The sequence below is a fragment of the Methylicorpusculum sp. genome, from assembly GCF_030651835.1.
Taxonomy (GTDB): Bacteria; Pseudomonadota; Gammaproteobacteria; order Methylococcales; family Methylomonadaceae; genus Methylicorpusculum.
In genome coordinates, this window is record NZ_JAUSBX010000052.1 from 22933 (window position 1) to 46308 (window position 23376).

The window sequence follows — 23376 nt, forward strand, 5'->3', positions numbered from 1 at the left end:
AATCATATTTTTGGAATAACATCATGTCTAATGTTTTGGTTTCACATAAGTCAAACCTTTCCCCAGCCAAACAAGCTGTCCTGGAAAAATACCTTAAGGCAAGGATAAAAGGCCAGCATCTTAGCGAAGGAATTCCCAAAAAAAACGCTGCAATCGCGCCTCTTTCTTTTGCCCAGCAACGCTTATGGTTGCTTTGCCAATTGGAACCCAATAGCGCTGCCTATAACATTCCAACAGCCTTAAGAATATCGGGGAAGATTGACCTTCCTGCTATGGAGAAGGCCGTTAATGAAATCATTCGTCGGCATGAGATATTAAGAACCAAGTTCGTGACGATAGCTGAACAGCCGCAGCAAGTGATTGTTCCGGAAATTAAGATTTCAATTCTTATCGACGATATCAGCGAATTTCCAGGTGGACTGAGGGATTCGGAGGTGCAAAATAGAATCAAAGCGGAGGGCTTAAAACCATTTAATCTTAGCGAGTGTCCGCTATTTCGTACAAGTTTGCTTCATTTGGGGCAATCGCCTGGAAAAGAAGAGTATGTATTTCTTATTACTATGCACCATATTATTTCCGACGGCTGGTCTGCGGCAATTCTATTCCGCGAATTTACTACGTTATATACCGCTTACCGCAACGGAATGCCGCCTTCTTTAGCTGATTTACCGGTTCAATATGCCGATTTTGCTTGCTGGCAACGCAATTGGCTGCAGGGCGAACGACTTGAAGAACAATTAAATTACTGGCAAGAACAATTGAGAGGCATACCGGGCTTATTAAAGCTGCCTATCGATCATCCTCGTCCTGCAGTTCAAAATGAAAATGGCAAAACTCATGCATTCTCTATTTCCAGTGATTTAACGCAAAACCTCCATTTGTTTTGTCAGCGTAGGGGAGTGACTTTTTTTGCAACCCTGCTTTCCGCTTTAGATATCCTTCTGTACCGCTATGGCGGGCAAAGCGATATTTGTGTCGGCATACCGGTTGCGAACCGAAACCGTCTCGAAACGGAAGGTTTAATAGGTTTTTTTGTTAATACCTTGGTGTTACGGTCTGATTTGTCAGGAAACCCTTATGTCAAGGATTTGTTGCGGAAAATCAACCAAACTGCCCTGGAAGCCCAGAGCCATCAAGATCTACCGTTCGAGAAGCTGGTCGAGGCTATCCAACCGGTACGTGACCTCAGTTATAGCCCTCTTTTCCAGGTCATGTTCGTGCTTCACAATGTGCCATTGGAAGCCCTGGCTATTGAAGGCCTGACTATAAGCCCTTTAGACGTGGATTACGGCACTTCCAAGTTCGATTTGCTCTTACATATCACGGAGCGTAACGGGCAGGTCGATGCTGCGTTGGAATATAGCACCGACCTTTTTGAACAAGAAACCATAATGCGTCTTGCTGTCCATTTCGAGGCTTTGTTGAAAGGCATAGTCCAAGCATCTGACTATGTCAGGCTATCCCAATTACCGCTGCTATCGGATAGCGAACGCCAAAGAATGCTGGTTGAATGGAACAACACAAAAACAGAATTTTCCAAAACCCTTTCCTTCCCCGGTCTTTTTGAAGCGCAGGCGGCCACAACACCAAACGCACAGGCCGTTGTTTTTAGGAATGAATCCTTAAGCTATAAAGAGCTAAACCGGCGCGCCAACAAGGTTGCACATGCGTTAATCAAATTGGGCGTTAAGCCCGATATGACCGTTGCTTTATTGGCTGAACGTGGCATCGACTTGCTGACGATGATTTTAGGTGTCTTCAAGGCTGGCGGCGCTTATTTGCCGCTTGATACGAACCATCCGGTGCAACGGCTACAAGAAATACTCGATTTGGGCCGGATATCCTTACTGGTAGTGGAAGAGAATCATTTTGGTAAAAGTAGTGCAATGCTTGGCTTTAAAGAGAAAACAGCTTTATGCCAAGTGGTGTCATTTGGTTCTCTGCTATTTGGAGAGTCAAATGAAAATAATCCCAAAGTGTCGGTATTACCGAATCAGCTTGCCTATGTCATTTTCACTTCCGGTTCCACTGGAATACCGAAAGGTGCAATGGTAGAACAGAAAGGGATGCTCAACAATTTACTTAGTAAGGTTGCTACACTGAATTTGACAACATCCGATGCCATAGCCCAAACAGCGTCGCAATGTTTCGATATTTCCGTCTGGCAGTTCCTGGCTGCTCTGGTTGCCGGAGGCTGTATTCACATTTTGCCAGACGAGGTTTCTCACGATCCTCAGAGGCTGTTAGAAATTGTTGAAGGTCAAGGCATAACTGTGCTTGAAAGTGTGCCTTCACTAATCAAGGAAATGTTGGAAATTGATTCGCATGTTTTATTATCGAAACTGCGTTGGATGTTGCCAACGGGAGAAGCTTTACCTCCAGACCTATGCCAACGATGGCTAAAGCGCTATCCCTATATCCCCCTTTTGAACGCTTACGGGCCTGCTGAGTGTTCCGATGATGTGTCATATCATCTCATTACTGAAAGTCCTGGATCCGGTGTGGCTCAAATGCCAATAGGGCGTCCGATCTCAAACGTCCAGCTATATATCCTGGACAGTTTTTTAGAGCCAGTACCGATAGGCGTTGTCGGCGAGCTCCACTGTGCAGGTTTTGGTGTGGGCAGGGGATATCTAAACGACCCTTTAAGGACTGCAAAATCCTTTATACCAGACCCCTTTACATCGCATCCAGGGGGCAGGATTTATAAAACCGGAGATCTTGCCCGTTACCTTCAAGACGGCACCATAGAATATCTTGGTCGAATCGACCACCAAGTCAAGATTCGGGGTTTTCGCATCGAACTGGGTGAGATCGAGGCGCGGCTATTGCAACATTCTGAAGTTAAAGAAGCCGTTGTAGTCGATTGGGGGGACACGCCGAGTGACAGACGCTTGGTCGCTTATGTAGTGAGCAAGGAAGAAAATCTTGCCATTGCGGCACTGCGCGATCATTTGAAAACGGCCTTGCCTGACTATATGGTGCCCGCCGCGTTTGTATTTCTGCCAGCTTTGCCGTTGTCACCCAACGGCAAACTGGATCGCAAGGTTTTGCCCGATCCCGATGTTACGGCTCAATTTATCCATCAGTATGTGCCGCCGCGTAATGCTACCGAAGAAATCCTGGCCGGGATTTGGGCCGAGGTGTTAGGTGTGGAACGCGTTGGCATTTATGACAACTTCTTTGAACTCGGTGGACATTCGCTGTTGGCGGTGACCTTGATCGAACGTTTGCGTAGACGGGGGTTGTTGGTGGAGGTGAGAACGCTGTTCGGCACGCCGACGGTAGCAGAGATGGCTGCGGCGGTAGTGAAAGGAGAGTGTGTTCTTGAAGTACCACCCAATGGGATTCCAGACCATTGTGAGGCAATTACACCGGAAATGTTGCCGCTGGTGGATCTGTCGCAAGTCGAGATTGAGAACATCGTCGGGCAGGTGCCGGGAGGTGCTAAGAATGTACAGGACATCTACCCTCTGGCACCTTTGCAAGAAGGCATTCTTTTTCATCACTTAATGGCGACCGCAGGAGATGCCTATCTGTCTTCCACCCTGCTGGCGTTTGATACGCGCGAACGATTGGACGGGTTCTTGATTGCTTTGCAGGCTGTGATTGATCGGCACGACATCCTGCGCACAGCAATAGCTTGGGAAGGGACACCGGAGGCGATTCAAGTAGTCTGGAGGGATGCGCCCCTGTCCATCGAAGAAATCTTGCTTGATGCCGGGGCGGGGGATGCCGCTGAACAATTGTGTACCCGCTTTGATCCGCGTCGTTTTCGCTTGGACGTGCGCCGGGCTCCGCTCCTGTGTGGTTTCATGTCCAGCGATATAGCGCATGAGCGTTGGCTTCTGCTGCTTCTTGTTCACCACTTGGCTCTTGATCATACGGCGCTGGAAGTCGTGGTGGAAGAAATACAGGCGCAGGTGCGCGGTGAAACCCATCGGCAGTTTGAGTCGCAGCCATTTCGGAGTTTCGTCGCCCAAGCTCGTTTGGGAGTGAGCCGAGAGGAACACGAAACGTTTTTCCGGGCGATGCTCGGTGACGTAGAGGAGCCTACGGCACCGTTTGGGTTGCTCGATGTTCAAGGGGATGGGGTAGGTGTCGAGGAAGCGAGTTTGCTACTGGATGTGGAGTTGGCCGGTCGTCTTCGTCGCCATGCACGGGTTCTGGGAGTCAGCGCGGCGAGTTTGTGCCACTTGGCTTGGGCTCAAGTATTGGGGAGGGCTTCCGGACGCGATGATGTGGTGTTCGGTACAGTTTTGTTTGGGCGTATGTATGGTGGAGAAGGTATCGACCGTGCGTTGGGATTATTCATGAATACCCTTCCGATCCGTAACCGGCTTGAAGAAGGAGTCGTAAAGGCGGTAAAGGATACGCACGCTCTATTAGCCGAATTACTGCAGCACGAGCACGCATCGCTGGCGCTAGCGCAACGGTGCAGTGGGGTGTCGGCGCCGATGCCGCTGTTCTCAGCCTTGTTGAACTATCGCTACGACTCGCAGGGGCATCCCACTGCTTCGTCCCAACCTGCCTCGCCATGGGAGGGGATGGAGGTGTTGGTGAGCGAAGAACGCACCAACTATCCACTTACCTTATCGGTGGACGATTTTGGTGACGGGTTCCGGCTGATCGCGCAGGCGCAATCGCCGATTGAGCCACAGCGTATTTGCAGATATATGGAGACAGCGTTGATTCATCTGGTGGTTGCGCTGGAAACGGCTCCGAAAACAGCAGTACGATCCATCGAAATATTACCCGATCTGGAGCGTTACCAGCTCCTTGAGGACTGGAACGCAACGCAAATCGAGTACCCCAAAGACAAACTCATTTATCAATTGTTTGAGAGTCAGGTGGAACAAACGCCTGAGGCTGTTGCACTGCTGTTCGAAAACCGGAGCCTTACCTACCTGGAGCTCAACGCTAGGAGCAATCAACTAGCTCATCACTTGCAGAGTCTAGGCGTTGTTTCGGACACCATCGTGGGTCTGTGTGTAGAGCGCTCCTTGGAGATGGTTATCGGCATTCTTGGGATTCTGAAGGCAGGTGGAGCATACTTGCCGTTGGACCCGGACTATCCGAGGGATCGGCTGGAATTCATGCTGGCCAATGCCAAACCGGCGGTGCTGTTGAGTCAGGCGAAATGGCGAGAAGCCCTGCCCGAGTATCCCATGGTTATCTATCTGGACAGCGACTGGTCGAAGATTGCAGTTGAGCGAGAGCAAAATCCAATGAACCGGATGGATGCTCGTAACTTGGCTTATGTCATCTACACCTCGGGGTCTACCGGCAGGCCCAAGGGGGTGGGCGTGCCCCACGAAGGCCTGTTAAACCGCCTGCAATGGATGCAGGAACGTTTCGAATTAAATGCGTCCGATGCCGTGTTGCAGAAAACCCCGTACAGCTTCGACGTGTCGGTGTGGGAGTTTTTCTGGCCGTTGATTGCTGGTGCACGGCTAATCGTCGCGGGCCCGAATGACCATAAAGATCCGGAACGGCTGATTTCTCTCATCGAAACACACTCGGTTACCACAATCCATTTTGTGCCTTCGATGCTGCGCGTTTTTCTAGAAGCGACCGCCGCAAATTGTTGTCCTACGCTCAAGCGGGTTATCTGCAGCGGCGAGGCGCTGACGCCAGAGCTTCGGCAACTGTTTTTCTCACGGCATAATGCCGAGCTGCACAACCTTTACGGCCCAACTGAAGCCTCGATCGATGTTACGGCCTGGCAATGTCAAAAAGACGATTCCGCCCCCTGTGTACCTATCGGACGTCCGATCGCCAATACTCGTACCTATATCCTCGACCGTTATTTTAATCCTGCGCCGGTAGGCGTTCCCGGCGAACTCTGCCTTGGCGGGATACAGTTGGCAAGAGGTTATTTAAATCGCCCCGATCTTACGGCGGAGCGATTCATTCCTGATCTATACGGTGAGCTCGAAGGTGAAAGGCTCTATCGGACGGGTGACCTGGCCAGTTACCGGGCCGATGGGGTTATTGATTATCTGGGCCGTATTGACCGCCAAGTTAAAATTAGAGGTTTTCGGATCGAACTCGGCGAGATCGAAGCCCGGTTGCTGCAACATCCTCTAGTCAAGGAAGCAGTTGTGATTACTCAGGAAGGGCAGTTGACAGATAAACGTCTGGTGGCCTATGTGGTGGGTCGGGAGGAATCTATTGGCAGCGAGGCGCTTCGAGAGCATTTGAAAGCGGTTCTTCCCGAATATATGGTGCCTGCCGTTTTTATATTTCTGCAAACCTTGCCTTTGACAGTTAGCGGTAAACTGGATAGGAAAGCATTGCCTGCGCCGGATAGCAGTCATTTATCGACGACCCGATATATTGCGCCAAGAAATCAAGTGGAACAAACGCTGGCGGGACTCTGGAGCGGCGTATTAGGTATCGAACGGATCGGCATCCATGACGACTTTTTTGCGTTGGGGGGACACTCCATTTTAGCAACGCAGTTATTATTCAGGATCAGAGAGTCGTTTAGTTGTAATCTGCCTTTACTCGATTTGTTTCAGGCATCTACCATAGCTTCTCAGGCTCGGTTATTGGTTGCGGATAATGTTAACGAATACTCGAATGAGGATTCGATTGATTGGAAAGCCGAGAGTACGCTCGATGAGTCTGTCTGCCCGGCTTCTCAGTATCGTCCCGAATTTGCCTTAAAGTCCGTTTTTTTGACTGGCTCAACCGGTTTTCTGGGCGTATTTTTGTTGAAGGAATTACTGCAACAAACCCGGATGAACATTTATTGTCTGGTCCGTGCTGCTACACCTGCTCAAGGGTTTGAGAAAATAGAACGAAGCCTTGATAACTATGGTCTGTGGGATAGCGATTATGTCTCCAGGATTTATCCTGTGTGCGGCGATTTATCCAAACCCCGTCTCGGTATTCAAACCAGTCAATGGCAAAAATTAGCTGGGGAAATCGATGCGATATACCATAATGGTGCATTGGTTAATTTTGTTTATCCCTATGCAACCTTAAAGCCTGCCAATGTGTCAGGCACCCAGGAAGTGTTGCGTTTGGCTTGCACGGCAAAGGTCAAACCTGTGCATTATATTTCCTCCGTGTCAGTGTTCGAAGACGATTCGAATTTCGATTTGGGGATAGTTATGGAAGACAATTTCCCTGAAGACGGCACCGGACTGGTCGGCGGTTATGCGCAATCAAAATGGGTGGCGGAAAAAATGGTTAGAATAGCCGGTTCCCGTGGGTTGCCCGTCTCCATTTATCGCCCTTCCATTATTACTGGTGATAGTCGTTCAGGCGTTTGGAATACCGGAGACTATCTGAGCAACGTTATCGGCGCATGTCTGTTATTAGGCAAAGCTCCTATGCAGGAGTCGTTGTTTAATACTGTTCCCGTAGATTATGTTAGCCGGACTTTGGTCTTTTTATCGGGGCAACCTCAAGCCATTGGTAACACCTATCATTTGACTAATCCTGGTCTTCTATCCAGCAATCAATTAATTGATTGGGCATGCGCTGCCGGCTTACCGTTGGAAAGAGTCGATTTTAACGATTGGCTGACGGGATTGCGTGATCTTGTCGGAAACTCATCTGATCATCCGTTTTTCTCTCTATTGCCTATGCTCGATCAAGAAGAGATGAATTTTACAAAAAATGAAGATTCAGATATCCGTACGCCTACTTACGATTGCAAGAATGTAATCGCAGGATTAAGCGGAACAGGGATTATTTGTCCAACGCCCGACGAGCGTTTATGGTCTGTGTATTTTAAATATCTTCAAAAGGCTTATGCCGGACATCCGTCAGTGGCGGTTTAGAAATCGGAGCGGTGGATGAAACAAAAAAGATTTTGGCGAGGGTTTGTTTTCACGATCGTATTACTCATCGGCAGTAGTTGCTTTGGAATATTTCTTTTCCTGCAGGAATCGTTATCCTCACTGAAAGACGAATATCGTTTGTCGAATCTTTCTTCCCAAGTCACAGTGGCATTCGACGAAAAAGGCATCCCCAGTATATCGGCAGGATCCCGTGAAGATGCATTCCGAGCCTTAGGTTTTGTGACAGCACGCGACCGCTTGTTTCAGATGGATTTGTTACGTCGGCATATGGCTGGGCGCTTAGCTGAAGTGATGGGACCGGCATTGAAAGAGTCCGACCGTCGGCATCGGTTAATGGGGTTCGAGCAGGTGGCGAGCGCTATTGTTCAACGTCTTCCGCAAGATCAAAAGCAGGTGTTGGAAGCTTATGCGGAAGGCGTCAATCAGGCTGTGGACTCTTTAACGGTTTTGCCGCCCGAGTTTTGGCTGTTGGGTTATAGTCCTTCCGCTTGGCGGCCAGAAGACAGCTTGCTGGTGGTGCTGGGTATGGAGGAGGACTTAGGCTGGACCGGCGACGCGGAACGCAGGTCCAGCATTATGGAAGCGGCTTTGCCAGAATCGGTAATGAGGTTTTTTATACCGCCCATTGATCATTACACCGACCGGCTGCTGAACGGTAAAGCGTCTGCAATGCCGTTACCTTCTATCCCTGAAAATGAACTGTCCGCTTTGTTGAATAATAACGGCGGCTCTGAACATTACGTCGGTCTGGTGACGGATGTTCCACCGCCTAAAGGATCGAACGGCTGGGTGGTCGGGCCGTCAAAGACTTGGGATGGTCGGGCTATTCTGGCTAACGATATGCATTTATCGCTACGGGTTCCAAATATTTGGTATCGGGCCGAAGTTCGTTACGGGGATGTGCGGCTCACCGGTCTTACTTTACCCGGTGTTCCCCTGATTGTCGTGGGCTCAAATGGTAAAGTAGCTTGGGGGTTTACCAATATTGAAGGCGATTTCGTGGATCTGGTGTCGTTGGAACTTGATCTCGTCGATCCCGGAAGCTATCGCACTCCAAAAGGTAAGGTTCGTTTCGGCGAACGCGAGGAAACGGTACGCGTTAAGGGTGAGGTGGATTTTACGTTCAAGGTGCAGACTACCGAGTGGGGGCCTGTACTGCCCGAATCTTTGCTCTCCAAACCGGCGGCGGTGCATTGGGCGGCACTGGATCCCGATGCGACTGATTTGCACCTGCTTAATTTAGATGCAGTCAACGATGTACAGGAGGCGCAAACGGTATTTAACCGGGCTGGCGGCCCGCCCTTGAACGCGTTGACGGCGGACAAGCAAGGCAACATCGGCTGGACTTACACAGGCAAAATCCCTAAACGTTTCGGGCTGGACGGTTCGGTTAGTCGTTCATGGGCAGACGGCTCAAGAGGTTGGGCAGGTTATATTTTACCGGAAGAACTGCCGCGTCTAGTGAATCCTCCATCCGGTTTCATCGTTAACGCCAATCAGAGGATGCTGGGTGACGGTTATCCCTACGTGATCGGACATTATTTCGACCAAGGGCACCGCGCTTACCGGATCGCCGAGCGTCTTAGCGATGCGAAGAACCTTACCGAACGGGATATGTTTGCTTTGCAATTGGATACGAAGGTGGAGTTTTACCGTTTTTATCAACGGCTGGCATTATCTCTACTACATGAGCATAACGATAAAGTGCAAGTTCAGCTTAAACAGAATCTGACAAACTGGGACGGTTTTGCCGAGCGGGACTCGGTGGGATTTGCTGTTCTAGTGGAGTTTCGTAAGCTGTTGCTTGATGCTGTGATTGCGCCTTTCATGACGAAATGCCGGGAATACGATCCGGAATTTCGATTCGACTCGGCTATGATCGATGAGCCTTTACAGCAGTTATTGGAGGCAAAATTGCCGGCATTGCTGCCCGATAAGATCCATTACCGGGATTGGGATTCGTTTTTGCTTAATTTGCTGATTCAGGCTGAGGGTAATGTGTCGGCGCATAATTCAGCCGATTTTCCGAAAAGTTTGGCTTGGGGTGCGGTCAATCAGGTAACTATCGCCCATCCTTTTTCGGATTCGTTGCCGTTGTTGAGAAACTGGTTGGATATGCCAAAGGTTGCGGTGCCAGGCTGTGTGCAGTGCGTACGCATGGGTGAACCCGGTTACGGAGCCAGTGAGCGTCTGGTGGTGTCGCCGGGGCGTGAAGGCAATGGCATTCTGCATATGCCCGGCGGTCAATCCGGTCATCCGCTTTCGCCTCATTATGGCGATCAGCAGCAGGCGTGGGTGGAGGGAACGGCTTTACCGCTGGAATCGGGGACAAGCGTTCATCGGCTGGAACTTGTACCGCACGGTGGCTAAAAATATGATCCGCTTTTTACTGCGCAACTCGGGCTGGCTTCTGGTTTTGTCGGTGTTCGCTGGTTTGCTCGGTGGATTGACCGGCGCTGGCTTAATCGCTGTCATTAACATGGCTTTGGATAGCGAACAAGATGCTTTGACCCAACTGGGTTGGATTTTTGCCGGGCTGTGTACATTGTTATTACTGGCACGGATAAGCTCGACCTTTTTATTGACGCGACTTGGCCAGGATGTCATTTTTGATCTGCGCCTGAATCTGAGCCGACAGATTTTACGAACCTCTTTTCCGCGTATGCAGGCCGTTGGGCCAGCGCGAATGCTGGCCTGTCTGACTCAGGATGTCGCCACTATGGCGGAAGCGTTCCGGTTGTTGCCGATGCTCTGTGTGGATGCTGCGATTGTTGCGGGCTGTCTGCTCTATTTGGGCTGGTTGTCCTGCGCTTTGTTGGTTCTTGTTCTATTCGCGATAGTCGTAGGCGTGAGCGGTTTTCGGCTGATCGAAAACCGGGCGCTACATGGGCTAAGAATGGCGCGGGAATCTGACGATGCTTTATACGGTCATTTTCGCAGCCTGACGCAAGGGATGAAGGAGCTGAAACTGCATGAACGGCGGCGCAATGCTTTTCTATCCGAATGCCTGGAAGCGGCCGCCTTAGGTTATCGACAGCATTATCTAAAAGGGACCGGTTTTTACATTCTGGCTGACAATTGGGGCACCAGCTTGTTTTATCTGTTGATCGGTGCGGTACTCTTCTTGTTGCCGAATGTCCCGGAAGCCGCTGCCGGATTGGCGAAGACTATCGGGTTGGAAATTTCCGAACTGTCTATTGGGTTGGAGATGGGATCTGAGATTGCGCGCGGCTATTGTTTGACCATTCTGTATATGATGTCTCCTTTAGCGGCTTTAATGGAGGGACTGCCAGTCCTGGCCAGAGGGAATATCGCATGGAAAAAGATCGAGACTTTGGGTTGGGATTCCCGCGAACCTGAATCCATAAAGCCAAGTGACCCATTACCGTTTTCTCACCCGGCTGTGCTGAAGCTAAGCGGTGTGGCTCACCGTTACAGACGGGAAGGCGAGGACCGCCCTTTTACTTTGGGGCCCCTCGATCTGACGTTGCAGCCCGGCGAGGTAGTTTTTCTTACCGGCGGCAACGGTAGTGGGAAGACTACGCTGGCGCTGTTATTGGTCGGTCTTTATGTGCCGGAGCAAGGGGAAATCCGATTGGGAGAGCAGTGTATCACCGACGCCAATCGGGAAGGTTACCGTCAGCAATTCTCGGCCGTTTTTTCCGATTTCTATCTGTTTGATAGCCTACTTGGTTTTCAGGGGAAAGAGCTGGATGCCGAAGCGCTTAGCTTTTTGAAGCGTTTGCAGTTGGATCATAAGGTTCGGATCGAAAACGGGGAATTTTCGACATTGGATTTGTCGCAGGGGCAGCGCAAGCGGTTGGCGCTATTAGTTGCTTATCTGGAGGATCGGCCTTTTTATCTGTTCGATGAATGGGCCGCCGATCAGGATCCGGTATTCAAGAAAATATTCTACACGGAACTATTGCCCGCGCTGAAAGCCAAGGGCAAGACCGTGGTGGTGATTTCACACGATGACCATTATTTCCATCTGGCCGATCGGTGTTTGAAAATCGAGGACGGAACGCTCAGTGAAATTGGGGTTGTGGAAAGTAAGCACGAGAGAGTTAGGGGGCTTCAAAGGTGATGTGTCAATGTCGTAAGTTAAGCGGTTTGATCCATCTTTGCTATTGGAAGAAAGTCATTTTCAGTGAGAGAGTCCGGTAGGTTGGGTTAGGCGATAGCCGTAACCCAACGGCATATGTTGCGTTACGGCTATCGCCTAACCCAATCTACATGTCCGAACTTGTTGATAGTGTGGATACGGGGCCTGGAAGTTAAAAAGGGCAATAATTGAAAAAATAATGCGGAGATGTCGCCATGGTGCAAGAAGTTATTCAACCTGAAATGGGTTACGCTTTCGATGGAGGGCCTTTATTACAGCCGGCCAGCGAGGAAAAAAAGGCTGGTATCGAAACGCAGGGAAATGACTATTACCTGGGGCGACAGTCGGGGTTCGAGTCTAACGCCCGAAGCTACCCTCGACGTCTTCCTATCGCCATTCGCCGGGCGGACGGTGTGTTTGTTGACGATATGAATGGCCGTCGTTATATGGACTGTTTGGCCGGAGCGGGGGCGTTGGCGTTAGGTCATCATCATCCGGTAGTCGTGGAGGCGATTCGACTGACTTTGGCGGATGGCGTTCCTTTCCAAACGTTGGATCTGACGACGCCGGTTAAAGACCGGTTTGTCGAGGCGCTATTGTCCAGTTTGCCTAAAGCGTTCGCCGATCAGGCCCGCATTCAATTTTGCGGCCCATCCGGCGCCGATGCGATTGAAGCCGCCGTTAAACTGGTGAAGACGGCTACCGGGCGGCGATCAATCCTGGCTTTTCACGGCGCTTACCATGGCATGACGCACGGTGCATTAGGGTTGACCGGCGAAATCGGTCCTAAACTGCACGTATCCGGGTTGATGCCGGATGTGCATTTTCTACCTTTCCCGTATGTTTACCGATGCCCTTTCAGCTTGGGCGGCGAAGTCGGCTGGCGCTCATCTTTAGCCTATATCGAACGGCTCCTGGATGACAGCAACAGCGGTATTACGCCGCCGGCCGCAATGATTTTGGAAATTGTACAAGGAGAGGGCGGTGTTATTCCGGCGCCGGACGAATGGCTGCGGGAAATCCGCCGAATGACCCGGGAGCGGGGTATTCCGTTGATTATCGATGAAGTACAAACCGGTATCGGGCGGACGGGACGCCTGTACGCTTTCGAGCATGCCGGCATCCTGCCGGACGTGTTGGTACTCTCGAAAGCGATAGGTGGCGGATTGCCGTTGAGTGTGGTGGTGTATCGCAAGGAATTGGATCGTTGGCAATCCGGCGCTCATGCAGGCACCTTTCGCGGCAACCAGCTCGCCATGGCTGCCGGTACAGCAACACTTCAGTACGTAAAAGAGCATAGGCTGGATCTCCATGCGCATGAAATGGGCGAACAGTTGATGGCTATTCTTCGAAATATTCAAAAAGATAAACCGCAAATCGGCGATGTGAGAGGGCGAGGACTGATGATCGGTGTCGAGGTAGTCAATCCGGTTGACCCGCCGGATGCGCTCGGTGTCTATCCGCCCAATCGGAAGTTGGCTTGCCGCATCCAGACGGAATGTTTGAAGCGGGGGCTCATTGTGGAGCTGGGAGGACGCCAAGGCAGCGTGGTACGCTTTTTGCCGCCGTTGATCGTGACGGCCGATGACATTGATCGGATCGCTACTCTGTTTGCCGAAGCTGTTCAAGCATCGGTTGTTGCGTAACCGAGAGGGCTAGAGATAATACCGTTAAGTTAAGCCGTTCGTGGTGAGCTTGTCGAACCATGAACGGCTTAACCGATCACCCTTCGACAAGGCTCTCCTGAGCGTAGCCGAAGGGCTCAGGGCGAACGATTAATCCTTAACTTAACGGCATTGGGGTTAGAGAGAGGATGTTTATAAAATCGACAATGCTGTTCAAACACTATAAAGGAAAGCGATAGTCCCTATGTATTTATTCAATAACCACGAAGGCGGCCTGAACAAGCAGGCAAACCGCCTTCCGGTGGCGGCAATCGCAATCTCGGGCAAACTACGAACCTTTTTCGGCATGTTAACCGGCGAAGAAAACCCTCGCTCGATCGCTGGTTTATTACTGATTTTAGTGCTGTCGCTGCATCTGTGGGGAGCGCTTCGGCTGCTGCAACCGGCAGAGCCTATCACGCAGGCGAAACCTTTGATGATGGAAGTATCCCTGGTTTCCGCACCGGGTCAACAAGCTACAACCGCACCGTCGGCGCCGCCCAAAGCGCATGAACCGAAAAAGCCGCCGGCTAAAAGGCCAGTGAAGAAAGATAAGCCGGTGAAACGGGCAAAGTTACCAAAACCGGTGATAGCCAGTGATGCAATGCTGCCCGCACCATCACTTACTGAATCGTTTGCGGATGCTTCGGAGACGAGTAGTGATGCCGCAAAATCTGCAAGCGGAACGCAGGTCAATCCAGAGTCTTATAGCGAAGCCAGTTTTAACGCCAATTACGGTACCAATCCCAAACCGAAATATCCTGATATTGCCCGCAGACGAAACTGGCAGGGCAAAGTGTTGCTTCGGGTTAGGGTAACTGCCGACGGATTGAGTGAAGCCGTCAGCGTTCACCGCAGCAGTGGTCACGACGCATTGGATGAGTCGGCCATCGCCGCAGTGAAGAACTGGCGGTTTATTCCGGCCAAACGAGGCAATACCGCAGTGGCCAGCACGGTCATCGTGCCCATCATTTTTACCTTAAATAAACACTAAAAGGAAAGAGAGCATGCCTTACCATATCGAACCCGAACTGATCATCGACGGGACTTTGTATACTTTGCTGGCTTTTTCGGTGCTGACCTGGACGGTGATTCTGTTCAAAATCTGGGAATTCAGCAAAGACAGTTATTACAATCGCCGCTTTTACAACCGGTTTTGGGATGTGCCCGACCTGGCTGCTGCTAAAACACTACCTGGCCATGTATCCCGCGGCTCTCTGGCAAGGCTTGCAAACAAGGCTTATGCTTGGTTGGACGGACGCCAACAGTCATTTGGTCAACACCTTAAATATCGAGGCGTTCCGGCAGAGCTATTGGAACAAACTTTAACTCTACAGATGCAGAAAGAACAACGTGCCATGGAAAGTGGCCTGACCCTGCTTGCCAGCATCGGCAGTACTGCGCCGTTTGTCGGCTTGTTCGGCACCGTGTTGGGCATCATGCACGCGATGCATGAAATCACCCAAAGCGGTTCGACCAGTCTGGATGTCGTCGCAGGCCCCATCGGTGATGCCCTGGTCGCCACCGCCATCGGTATCGCGGTCGCCGTGCCGGCGGTGCTGGCCTATAACTTTTTCCTGCGCCAGGTCAAACAACAGCGCGGGGATTTGGAAAACTTTGTCGCCAGCTTCATGCATATCGCCTTCACGCCCGATAATCAGCACCAGGAATAGCCATGGCCTTTAAACCTCACTCAGACAACGAAGAAAGCATGAGCGAAATCAACGTCACACCGTTGGTCGATGTGATGTTGGTTTTGGTGATCATTTTATTGGTGACCGCTCCGCTGTTGACGCAATCCGTGCATGTGACCCTGCCCAAAACTGCCGAGACCACGGCAGATGTAAAAGAGCAGCCGTTGCAGTTGGGTATCGACAAGCAAGGGATGATTACCTTCAACAAATTGCCCCTTGCCGATCTCAGTGCGTTAGAAACGACCTTGAAGTATGAACTAGCACAAAACCCGGAAGCCGCGTTGCATTTATACGCTGATCAAGCGGTGGTTTATGCCAAGGTAGCTGAAGTGATGGCGACTGTTCAGCATGCGGGGATTGCGAAAATAGCTTTTGTGACGGTGGAGCAATAGATTGCATGGCTTATAGAAAATATTCAGGACTCCAAAACGTTATAGTTCTTAGGATGCGCATCAAGCGCGATTGAGATTGATGGACTGCATCGATGATGACATGACGCTGAAACGCCCTGGGCTGCGTTACCATGCAATGCTGTTGACTTAAGAAAAATAAAGACATAACACATTGTTTTTATTATAATAAGCGCATGAAATCACTACAAAGAGACTCATTTATGACCAGCACCGCAAACATGGCACAAACATCGCTTTGAAACTTCATGCCAACTGTCGTCTTATCTTGAACAATTTCGCCGTTTAATTCCGCAGACGTTAGCCGATGATCAAAAGCAATCGGCTGAGCACTTTACCCGCACACGCAAACTTTCCCTACCCAACCTGATTACCTTGGTGTTATCACTGGTCGCCGGTGATAAATCCGCTGGCGTAGATATCCACTCCGGCGAATTCTTCAAACAAGCGCGGCGAAGCGGTTGTTGGCCTGAAGCTGAAGCCGTGCATCGGAGCGCAGTGACGAAAGCCCGTAGCCGATTAACGTGGTCCGTCTTTGCCAATCTATTAGCCGATAGCGTGCAGTTAGCTTATTCGCTTTGGCCGGACGCGCCGGAATATACGTGGCATGGCATGACGGCAGTGGCTTTTGACGGTTCCAAATATCACTTGCCGGCCTCGCCTGAACTTCGCCAAGCCTTTGATCCCGACAGCGGCTTGACCTTTCCCGGCAAAGGCCACTATCCACAATGCCTGGTCTCGACTGCATTCGATGTCTTTCGACGGTTGCCCATCGCTCGAGCGATCAGTCCCTTGGCGGAAGGCAATGAACGCGAGGATGTTAAAGAACTGCTACCGCAACTCCCCGATCGGCCTTTGGTCTTATTGTTCGACCGCGGTTATCCCAGCTATGATTTGCTTTACTATTTGCGAGACACGACGCCGAACTCGGCTTTCGTGTTCCGCTGTCCGGCCCAATCGACCTTTAAAGCGGTCGAGAATTTTGTCCAATCCGGTCGCTCAGAGGCCGTCATCTGGTTGGATACGGCCTCGCGGATTCGACGGAAACGACCGGACCCAAAAAGCATCAAATTGCGCGCGGTCCGTTTGGAAAGCCCGGATGGTAAGCTGTCGGTCTTATTAACCAATCTTACCGATAGCGCTCAGTATCCCGCCGAATCACTGGTTCAGCTGTATTTCCGGCGCTGGCGAATTGAAATCGACCAGCCATATTGCCTCCATAAGAATAGTTTTAGAAAATTAGTCTATCGGTTCCGCGGCTGGTTTGACCCAGGTACGTTTTACAGCCCGCAATTTGCGTAATTGCTCCAGCTCGTGCTGATTTGCAGTGATGATCCAAAATGATCGCGCATTCACTTCAATCTGCCGGGCTCTTACCTGACCTTTTTTTATCCAAGCATAAAGCGTCGGTTCCGGCATCTTCAATTCATTAGCCAACGCTTTCAACGTCCACTCATCAGCGCCCAGCGGAATAGTTGCGGTATGCTGCTGTTTTTGGGTGCCAATCCGGATGCCTTGCCGATTCAATAAGCAACGAACCATGGGGGCGTTAAAGGTTTGTCGTCGTTTTGGCGGTTTCCAGCCTTCTGAGTTTAATTTTTCAGCGATTTGGGCGGGCGTGCGGCCTTGGGATTGAAGTTCTTTTACCCGCGCCATCATGGCTGGATAGTCGGCCATTTGCTCTAATTTGGCGACAGGCCGATCCAGCCATGCCTGCGTTATATGGCCACCATACCAGTGAATTTCGGTTTGCACTTTTTCTGTGTTATCAATAACAGTCACCAAAATGCGTTCGATGAGTTGACGAACGATTGTTTGACGATCCATGGCCGTTGTGGTTTCCGCTTGCCACAAAGTTGGAATATCCTGTGCCAAATGCCGAATGGCAACCCGCTCTTCCTCGGACAAGACGGCGGGCTGTTTTTGCAGAAATTGCTCATAGTGCGCCTTAAGTTCTAACTCGGCATTCAGGGTTTCTTCCCATTGTCGCTCAAGTGTTCTCGCTACCAGGCGATTTTCAGGCTCAACCGCATGGTATTGGCGAGCGGCACGCGCGGTGTCGATATGAGCTCGCTCTAAACGCTGTAACCAAAACTTTTGTTGTTTTTGACGTTCTGCGGCTTGATCTTCGGCTGCCGCCAGACTGATTTCTAACGCAGCCGGTTGTAAGGCTTTGAAAATCTGTGCAGTGACGTAGTCATCCAAGGTTAATCCGGCGAGGGATTGGCAAGCCGCTTCTCCATAATCAAGCCTCATTCGATCACAGCAGTAACGATATTGGCCCGCCTGTTTGCTGTAATGCGGCGCCATGCGCAATCCGCAACGGCCACAAATCAGCAAGCCCGATAACAGCGCCGCGCCTTTACGTACCACGCCGAAGGCTTGAGCCGTATTGGCTTGCAATTGCCGAACATTACGTTCATATTGCGACCAACTGATATAGGCAGGATGATGGGCTTTGATCAAAACCTCCCAGTCATTGATCCCCGCGACTGTTCGCCCCGTTGCCGGGCGACCGGGAATTTTTTTACGCGGATCGGTCGGGCGACGTCCGTACGCATAAGCGCCGGCATAGATAGGGTTGTGCAACAGATTACTGAGCGTTACCCGATTAGGGCGACGCCAAACCAGATCGCCTTTATTGAGACCACCGCTCACGCGGTGCGGCATTTGGATTTGTTGTGATACCAGCTCAAGCAAAACGCCATTAATCGTTCTTTTTCTTTCGAACAAGTCGAAAACGCGCGCAATGACACTTTGAGCTTGTTCGTCCGGGTCTTTAACGATGAGGCCAGATAGTTGCCGAACGAAACCCATTGCGACGGGCATGCCTAATTCGCCACGACGCGCTTTGGCTCGTTTACCCTCCAGCATGCGCTGTTTAAGTATGTGTAATTCCGCTTCAGACATGGTTCCTTTGAGTCCTAATAACAGTCGGTCATTGTAAAGGCTAGGATCATAAATACCGTCCATATCACCGATAAGTGTACTGAAAATGGCGCAGACTTCCAGCAATTGATACCAATCGCGTGATGAACGGGATAGTCGAGACATCTCCAGCCCCAAAACCAGGCCCACATGGTCGAGGCCCACTTCTGTAACCAGTCGCTGAAAGCCTTGCCTACCCGCCATTGTGCTACCGGAGCATCCCAGGTCTTCATCAATGATTTCAATGTCGCTCCGTGGCCAACCTAATAAAACGGCTTTATCTGCCAGTCCGTATTGCAGTCGGGTCGATTCTTGGTGCCGTTGGACTTGTTGTAATGTCGATTGCCGGATGTAAATGATGGCTTTTCGATTGAGGTGTTGAGCCTTGATCTTTCCGCTGTAATCCAGTTGATTAATGGCGCGATTGGGTAAGACTGCATTCATGACAGCCCCCTTTCGATTGGGTTGGTTTTGTCAATTGGCGCTGAACCAGTTCGGCTACCAAGTTGATCAGAAGTTTTTTTTGAGGAAGGGGTAGGCTCTGCCAGAGACTGGAATCCAGATTCGCATTCATTTGGCTTGAGTTTTTGACCATGTGCTTGGCTCCATTGGACCAGAGACATGAGTGTATCTGTCTGAATTATTGGTAGAATTTCCTCGTTTGTCAAGAATTCGTTTATAGGTGTTTTTATGATGGGGTATCGAAGAACAGTATCGCGATGAAAAATTGCACCTCGACATCGAAACGTTCCACAGTCACAGTGAAAACGGCATAAGACAAGAGCTGTTGGCTGTCCTGGTCATGTGCGTGATCAGTCGATCCTTGATTGCGCTGCTCACCGACCCGAATCCCGATCGCTTATCGACGCCCCAATTTAAAAATGCCGTGCGGACTCTAGCGAGCGAGGTCGTGGTATTTACTGCAGCTTATCCAGAGATCGCACGTAACGTATTTCGCGAGCTGCTGGAGGAAATCGCGCGCGTTCAGTATTACCATCCGAAGAAGCCTCGGGAATCCTATCCTCGTGTATCACGCAAACCCATCAATAAATGGCAGCAGGATAAGTCTAAAAGGATCGCTGATGCTTAAGTCAACAGCATTGCCGCTAGGGCGCGGCCTATCTTTACCAGCGAGCGACTGCAGTGGATCGAGAAGGATAGTCGGCTGGTTTTCCGTCTCCCAAAACCCAGGCCCGATGGGCAAACTATGCTTTATGTTACACCCCTGGAGTTTTTGGATAATCTCGCTGTTTTTGATACCACCACCACGCAGAAATCGCCATCGCTATCATGGCGTTCTGGCTCCGAACGCCACATTACGCCAAGCCGTGAAAACCTATGCAAGGTTGGCCTTGGGTGATGAGTCCGTCTCAGCCGATCAAGCGTCGGTTGCCGATGAAGACCTGTCGGAGGTTGGATCCAAGACGCCTTTCTATGCCGCATCTCTTTGGGCGATGCTGATTGCAAGGATCTATGAAGTCTTTCCGCTGGTTTGTCCCCAATGCGGTGACGAATTAAAGATCGATGCGTTTCTCACCGAGGCGGATCCGATTCAGCGCATTCTGAATCATATCGGTGAACCGGTCACACCGCCCCAAATCGCGCTTGCCCGTGGACCACCGGACTAGTTTGACGAGGATTTTGATTCAACCGATCTCAATTAATCGGAACAAGTGGAACCCGTGCCGGAGTTTGAGTTCGATCAAACGGTGAGCTGGTAGCCTCACGGCGCCAATGCCAGTAGGTCATTCTGACGGGCAGAGGTTCTGTCGTCTGCAGGTTTCAGATAACAGTCTGAAAGGCATCATTCACGCCCAAAAATCCCACAATAGTTGAGTCTACATCCTCAGATACCTAGGAAGCAGTCAAAAGCCTTGCCAAACAGATCAACTTGGAGTACCGTTCCCCAGGGATTGGTTGGAAGGTGGCTTTGAAATTCCTATCCTTCAACAAAGTTGTTGTTTGGAAAGCAGAAAGTCCGTTATTTGATAGCCTGATTAGTTGTGTTTTGATAGTTCTTGGCCATAAAACTTGGGGGGAGGGACAATGCCGATTTATACAGGAATCGTAAAGGAAATAGGTAGTGGAAATATCGAGGGAGACAACTCTAATTTTCTGTATGTGAAACGTGAGTACATTGATATTGGAGATGAGCATCTCAGGAAGGTACGGCTTTCTCAGTATCTGGATGACACATTAGTCAGCGCTAAGCAATCCGGTGAGCCAGTTTCAATAAGTGCATTCAGCTTGATAGGCATTCCAATGCTAACAGTGAGTGCTATCAAACTCGCTGATGGGCGTGTTCGCACATCAGAATCACTGTTTTTAACGGTGATTTTTTGTTTGCTGGCCATGCCAATTCTGGGGTTACTCGCAGGTTTTATTGCTTTTGTTGTGCTGAGCTTTGTGTTTGGCGTATCTCTGTCGATTATTGCCGCAATGATCTGCGCTATAGCCTATGCGGCGCATGGAATCATTCGTTATTTGAAAGCCAAAACTGCATTTTGAAGTCAAAAAATATTTCGCACATAGCTGATGAAGTAAACGTTTGGCAACCGTTTTTAACCTGAAATGAGGTCAGGAGTATGAGTCTAGTAAAAGGATGGTGGTTCATCGCCGCAGGTATCATAGTAAGTCTCATACCGTGGACGTTCTGGATTGGTTTGTTAATGATTGGCTGGGGAATCTGGAAACTATGGCGAGATAAACAGCCGGGGAACGATCCTTGGTTAAAGGAAAAAGAAGGCTGTCAGTTTAAAACGACATATGACGGTACCGGATTAGCATTAGATACTGCCACTAAAACCATTTACCTGAAAAACAAGAAGGTTCAAAAATCCTATCCGTTTGAGGACATACGCGAGTGGAAATATAACGTTCAAACCGGTGGACAAATAATAAACGGGGCTGCCGGTACTAATTATGGCATTCATCTGAGGAATAAGGCCGAGTCTGGTTTATTCGTAATGATGCGGGATATTGAGCACCCACAATGGAGAATTGCTTTTCCATACAACAAAAAAATGGAAGGTGAGCTGATGAAGTGGATGGAGATTTTTCGTCAGCATGTCAACAATGAATAGTTTCTTCAGGCTTAATTACTTCTACATATTGTTTTTGGCATTGACGTCAGTGTTGGCATGTTCTCCAGCAACCGAGGAGGACTTGCAAGACCAATCAGCAGTTGCCCCCGATGATACGATTCTGGCATGGGCGCGCGAGCATTACGGTGAGCAAGTTTATTCTCCGGTGGAAACCTTCTATGGTGATTTCACTGGTGATGGCTTGGATGATGCATTAGCCTGGATACTTTATCCCAGCGGTGGCAATAGTGACTATCTGGTTGTAGCTTTATTCCGTAATGAAGGTGGCGTTATGGCCTATCACCGAAGCATTGATAACGTCTTTGGCGGTAATCCGCGCGACGTGGTTTTTGAAAAAGGATCAATCAGATTGACCTCAACAATGCCAACGCCAGATGACCCGCGCTGCTGTCCAACCGGCTCACAGGATTGGGTGATCGATACGGACTGACAGTCCAGATCAAGCACAAGCAAATAAAGGTGTTTCCTAAGAATTAGAGTAATTCTGTGGTTCTTAAATTAAACAGGGGAATCGTAAAACAAAAAGCCAGCCAAATAGATTTAGCTAATGCCGCCAATATCTACACTCGGAAAAAACGATAGAAATACCGTAGATTTTCCTGAGCTTCTTCCAACGGAATCTGAGTAAACCTGACTTCGGTATTGGCTTGTTGCTGGGCCAGTAGGACAAACAGCGTGCCTAATTTGGGGTGCTAATCAACAAAAGGCTCTAAAGCTTCATAGAAATCTGCTGAAAAGCTTATCCAACAAGACTTTTAGCTTGTTTTCAACTTTTCAAAAATAGCCCGTTCTGACGGTGTAATTTTTTGGAGATTTAAACTGGCTGACATTTTCGTACCAAAAATAAAGAATTCATCTTAAATATAGACCGACTTAGAGATTCATAGAGTAACGAAAACTCAGGCTATATGCCAAATGGTTTCATTAGTTTGTCCACGTGCCTCACATTTGCGGTCGCTTATAAAGCCTATGAAACTTTAGAGCCTTTTGTTGATTAGCACCCTATTTTATATGACGACAAATTGATCGTCACAACCCCTTTTTTTAGTTATTTCCATTTTTATTTGAATCGCACCACAAAAGCGCATCACTTTGTACGTTAATATTCTATGCTTTTTTAATTCCTTTTTCTCGTTCACCGCCCCATCAAAAAGGGTAAACCATGGAAAAATTATCTCGCACAAACAGCATGATATGGTTTCATATCATGCTATTGTTTCCCTTACTTTCCACCGCCTATGAGCACGATGAAATCCAGGAACACATCAAGCCAGGCACCATCACGTTTATCGGAGAAACTCATCAACATGCTGAATCAGTTTTACTGATCAAGCGGCTGATCGAAGCGTCTGTCAATGACAGTCAGTGTCCGATTCTTGCGCTCGAAATTGACGACAGACAGCAGGGAGCCATCGACAAGGTAATGACTTATAAAGGCCCAATTAGAGATATTGTCATATCCAGTATTATCGATCACCGCCATTATCGACGCTTGTTTAAACACTTGGCCAGACTTAAATCCCGTCATCCATGCCTGGAGGTGAGTGCGATCGATACCGGTATTGATACGCCTCATGAACGCAACGCATGGATGGCTAAAAACGTAGCGGCCATGCCCAAAGATCGGCCCGTGGTCGTTTTGGTCGGCTCACAC

At 49.7% G+C, this 23376-nt stretch carries 14 protein-coding genes and 1 pseudogene; 14 read left to right on the forward strand and 1 reads right to left on the reverse strand.

The window, feature by feature from the left end:
- Positions 1 to 23: 23 nt before the first annotated feature.
- The 8 genes from Q7V32_RS06920 to Q7V32_RS06955 all read left to right on the forward strand — a co-directional run bounded on the left by Q7V32_RS06920 (position 24) and on the right by Q7V32_RS06955 (position 16992).
- A complete protein-coding gene (locus tag Q7V32_RS06920; RefSeq protein ID WP_304896251.1) occupies positions 24 to 7796 on the forward strand; it encodes a non-ribosomal peptide synthetase in 7773 nt (2590 codons plus the stop codon).
- 15 nt (positions 7797 to 7811) lie between these two features.
- Positions 7812 to 10187 (forward strand): penicillin acylase family protein, encoded by a 2376-nt coding sequence (locus Q7V32_RS06925; protein ID WP_304896252.1) that lies wholly within the window; start codon positions 7812 to 7814, stop codon positions 10185 to 10187.
- A 4-nt stretch (positions 10188 to 10191) separates the two neighbouring features.
- Positions 10192 to 11904: a cyclic peptide export ABC transporter gene (locus Q7V32_RS06930; protein ID WP_304896253.1), complete on the forward strand. Its 1713-nt coding sequence runs from the start codon at positions 10192 to 10194 to the stop codon at positions 11902 to 11904.
- A gap of 233 nt (positions 11905 to 12137) precedes the next feature.
- A complete protein-coding gene (locus Q7V32_RS06935; RefSeq protein WP_304896254.1) occupies positions 12138 to 13568 on the forward strand; it encodes a diaminobutyrate--2-oxoglutarate transaminase in 1431 nt (476 codons plus the stop codon).
- 223 nt (positions 13569 to 13791) lie between these two features.
- Entirely contained in the window at positions 13792 to 14580 is a 789-nt protein-coding gene (locus Q7V32_RS06940) for an energy transducer TonB (protein WP_304896255.1), read from the forward strand.
- A gap of 13 nt (positions 14581 to 14593) precedes the next feature.
- Positions 14594 to 15259: a MotA/TolQ/ExbB proton channel family protein gene (locus tag Q7V32_RS06945; protein WP_304896256.1), complete on the forward strand. Its 666-nt coding sequence runs from the start codon at positions 14594 to 14596 to the stop codon at positions 15257 to 15259.
- Positions 15260 to 15261: 2 nt separating this feature from the next.
- Positions 15262 to 15672 carry a biopolymer transporter ExbD gene (locus Q7V32_RS06950; RefSeq protein ID WP_304896257.1) on the forward strand — a complete coding sequence of 137 codons (411 nt, stop codon included), beginning with the start codon at positions 15262 to 15264 and terminating at the stop codon, positions 15670 to 15672.
- A gap of 306 nt (positions 15673 to 15978) precedes the next feature.
- Positions 15979 to 16992, forward strand: coding sequence for an IS4 family transposase (locus Q7V32_RS06955; RefSeq protein ID WP_304896264.1), 1014 nt, complete (start codon positions 15979 to 15981; stop codon positions 16990 to 16992).
- On the opposite strand, the gene Q7V32_RS06960 is transcribed toward Q7V32_RS06955, so the two are convergent.
- Complete coding sequence (locus tag Q7V32_RS06960) at positions 16930 to 19062, reverse strand: recombinase family protein (RefSeq protein WP_304896258.1); 2133 nt, start codon at positions 19060 to 19062, stop codon at positions 16930 to 16932. The two genes, Q7V32_RS06955 and Q7V32_RS06960, sit on opposite strands and share 63 nt — an antisense overlap.
- Before the next feature lie 283 nt (positions 19063 to 19345).
- Between Q7V32_RS06960 and Q7V32_RS06965 the strand changes: the two genes are divergently transcribed.
- The 6 genes and pseudogenes from Q7V32_RS06965 to Q7V32_RS06990 form a co-directional block, all read left to right on the forward strand.
- Entirely contained in the window at positions 19346 to 19708 is a 363-nt protein-coding gene (locus Q7V32_RS06965; RefSeq protein ID WP_304896259.1) for a hypothetical protein, read from the forward strand.
- Entirely contained in the window at positions 19701 to 20246 is a 546-nt protein-coding gene (locus tag Q7V32_RS06970; RefSeq protein WP_304896260.1) for a hypothetical protein, read from the forward strand. Before Q7V32_RS06965 ends, Q7V32_RS06970 begins: the two co-directional genes overlap by 8 nt.
- Before the next feature lie 418 nt (positions 20247 to 20664).
- The gene (locus Q7V32_RS06975) at positions 20665 to 21126 is read left to right on the forward strand and encodes a hypothetical protein (RefSeq protein ID WP_304896261.1); all 462 of its coding nucleotides are present in this window, start codon (positions 20665 to 20667) and stop codon (positions 21124 to 21126) included.
- A 77-nt stretch (positions 21127 to 21203) separates the two neighbouring features.
- On the forward strand, positions 21204 to 21701 hold the full coding sequence (locus Q7V32_RS06980; RefSeq protein WP_304896262.1) for a DUF4755 domain-containing protein: 498 nt from the start codon (positions 21204 to 21206) through the stop codon (positions 21699 to 21701).
- Between the two features lie 82 nt (positions 21702 to 21783).
- Entirely contained in the window at positions 21784 to 22152 is a 369-nt protein-coding gene (locus Q7V32_RS06985; RefSeq protein ID WP_304896263.1) for a hypothetical protein, read from the forward strand.
- Between the two features lie 732 nt (positions 22153 to 22884).
- Positions 22885 to 23376 (forward strand): annotated as a pseudogene (locus Q7V32_RS06990) (hypothetical protein); the annotation flags it as partial.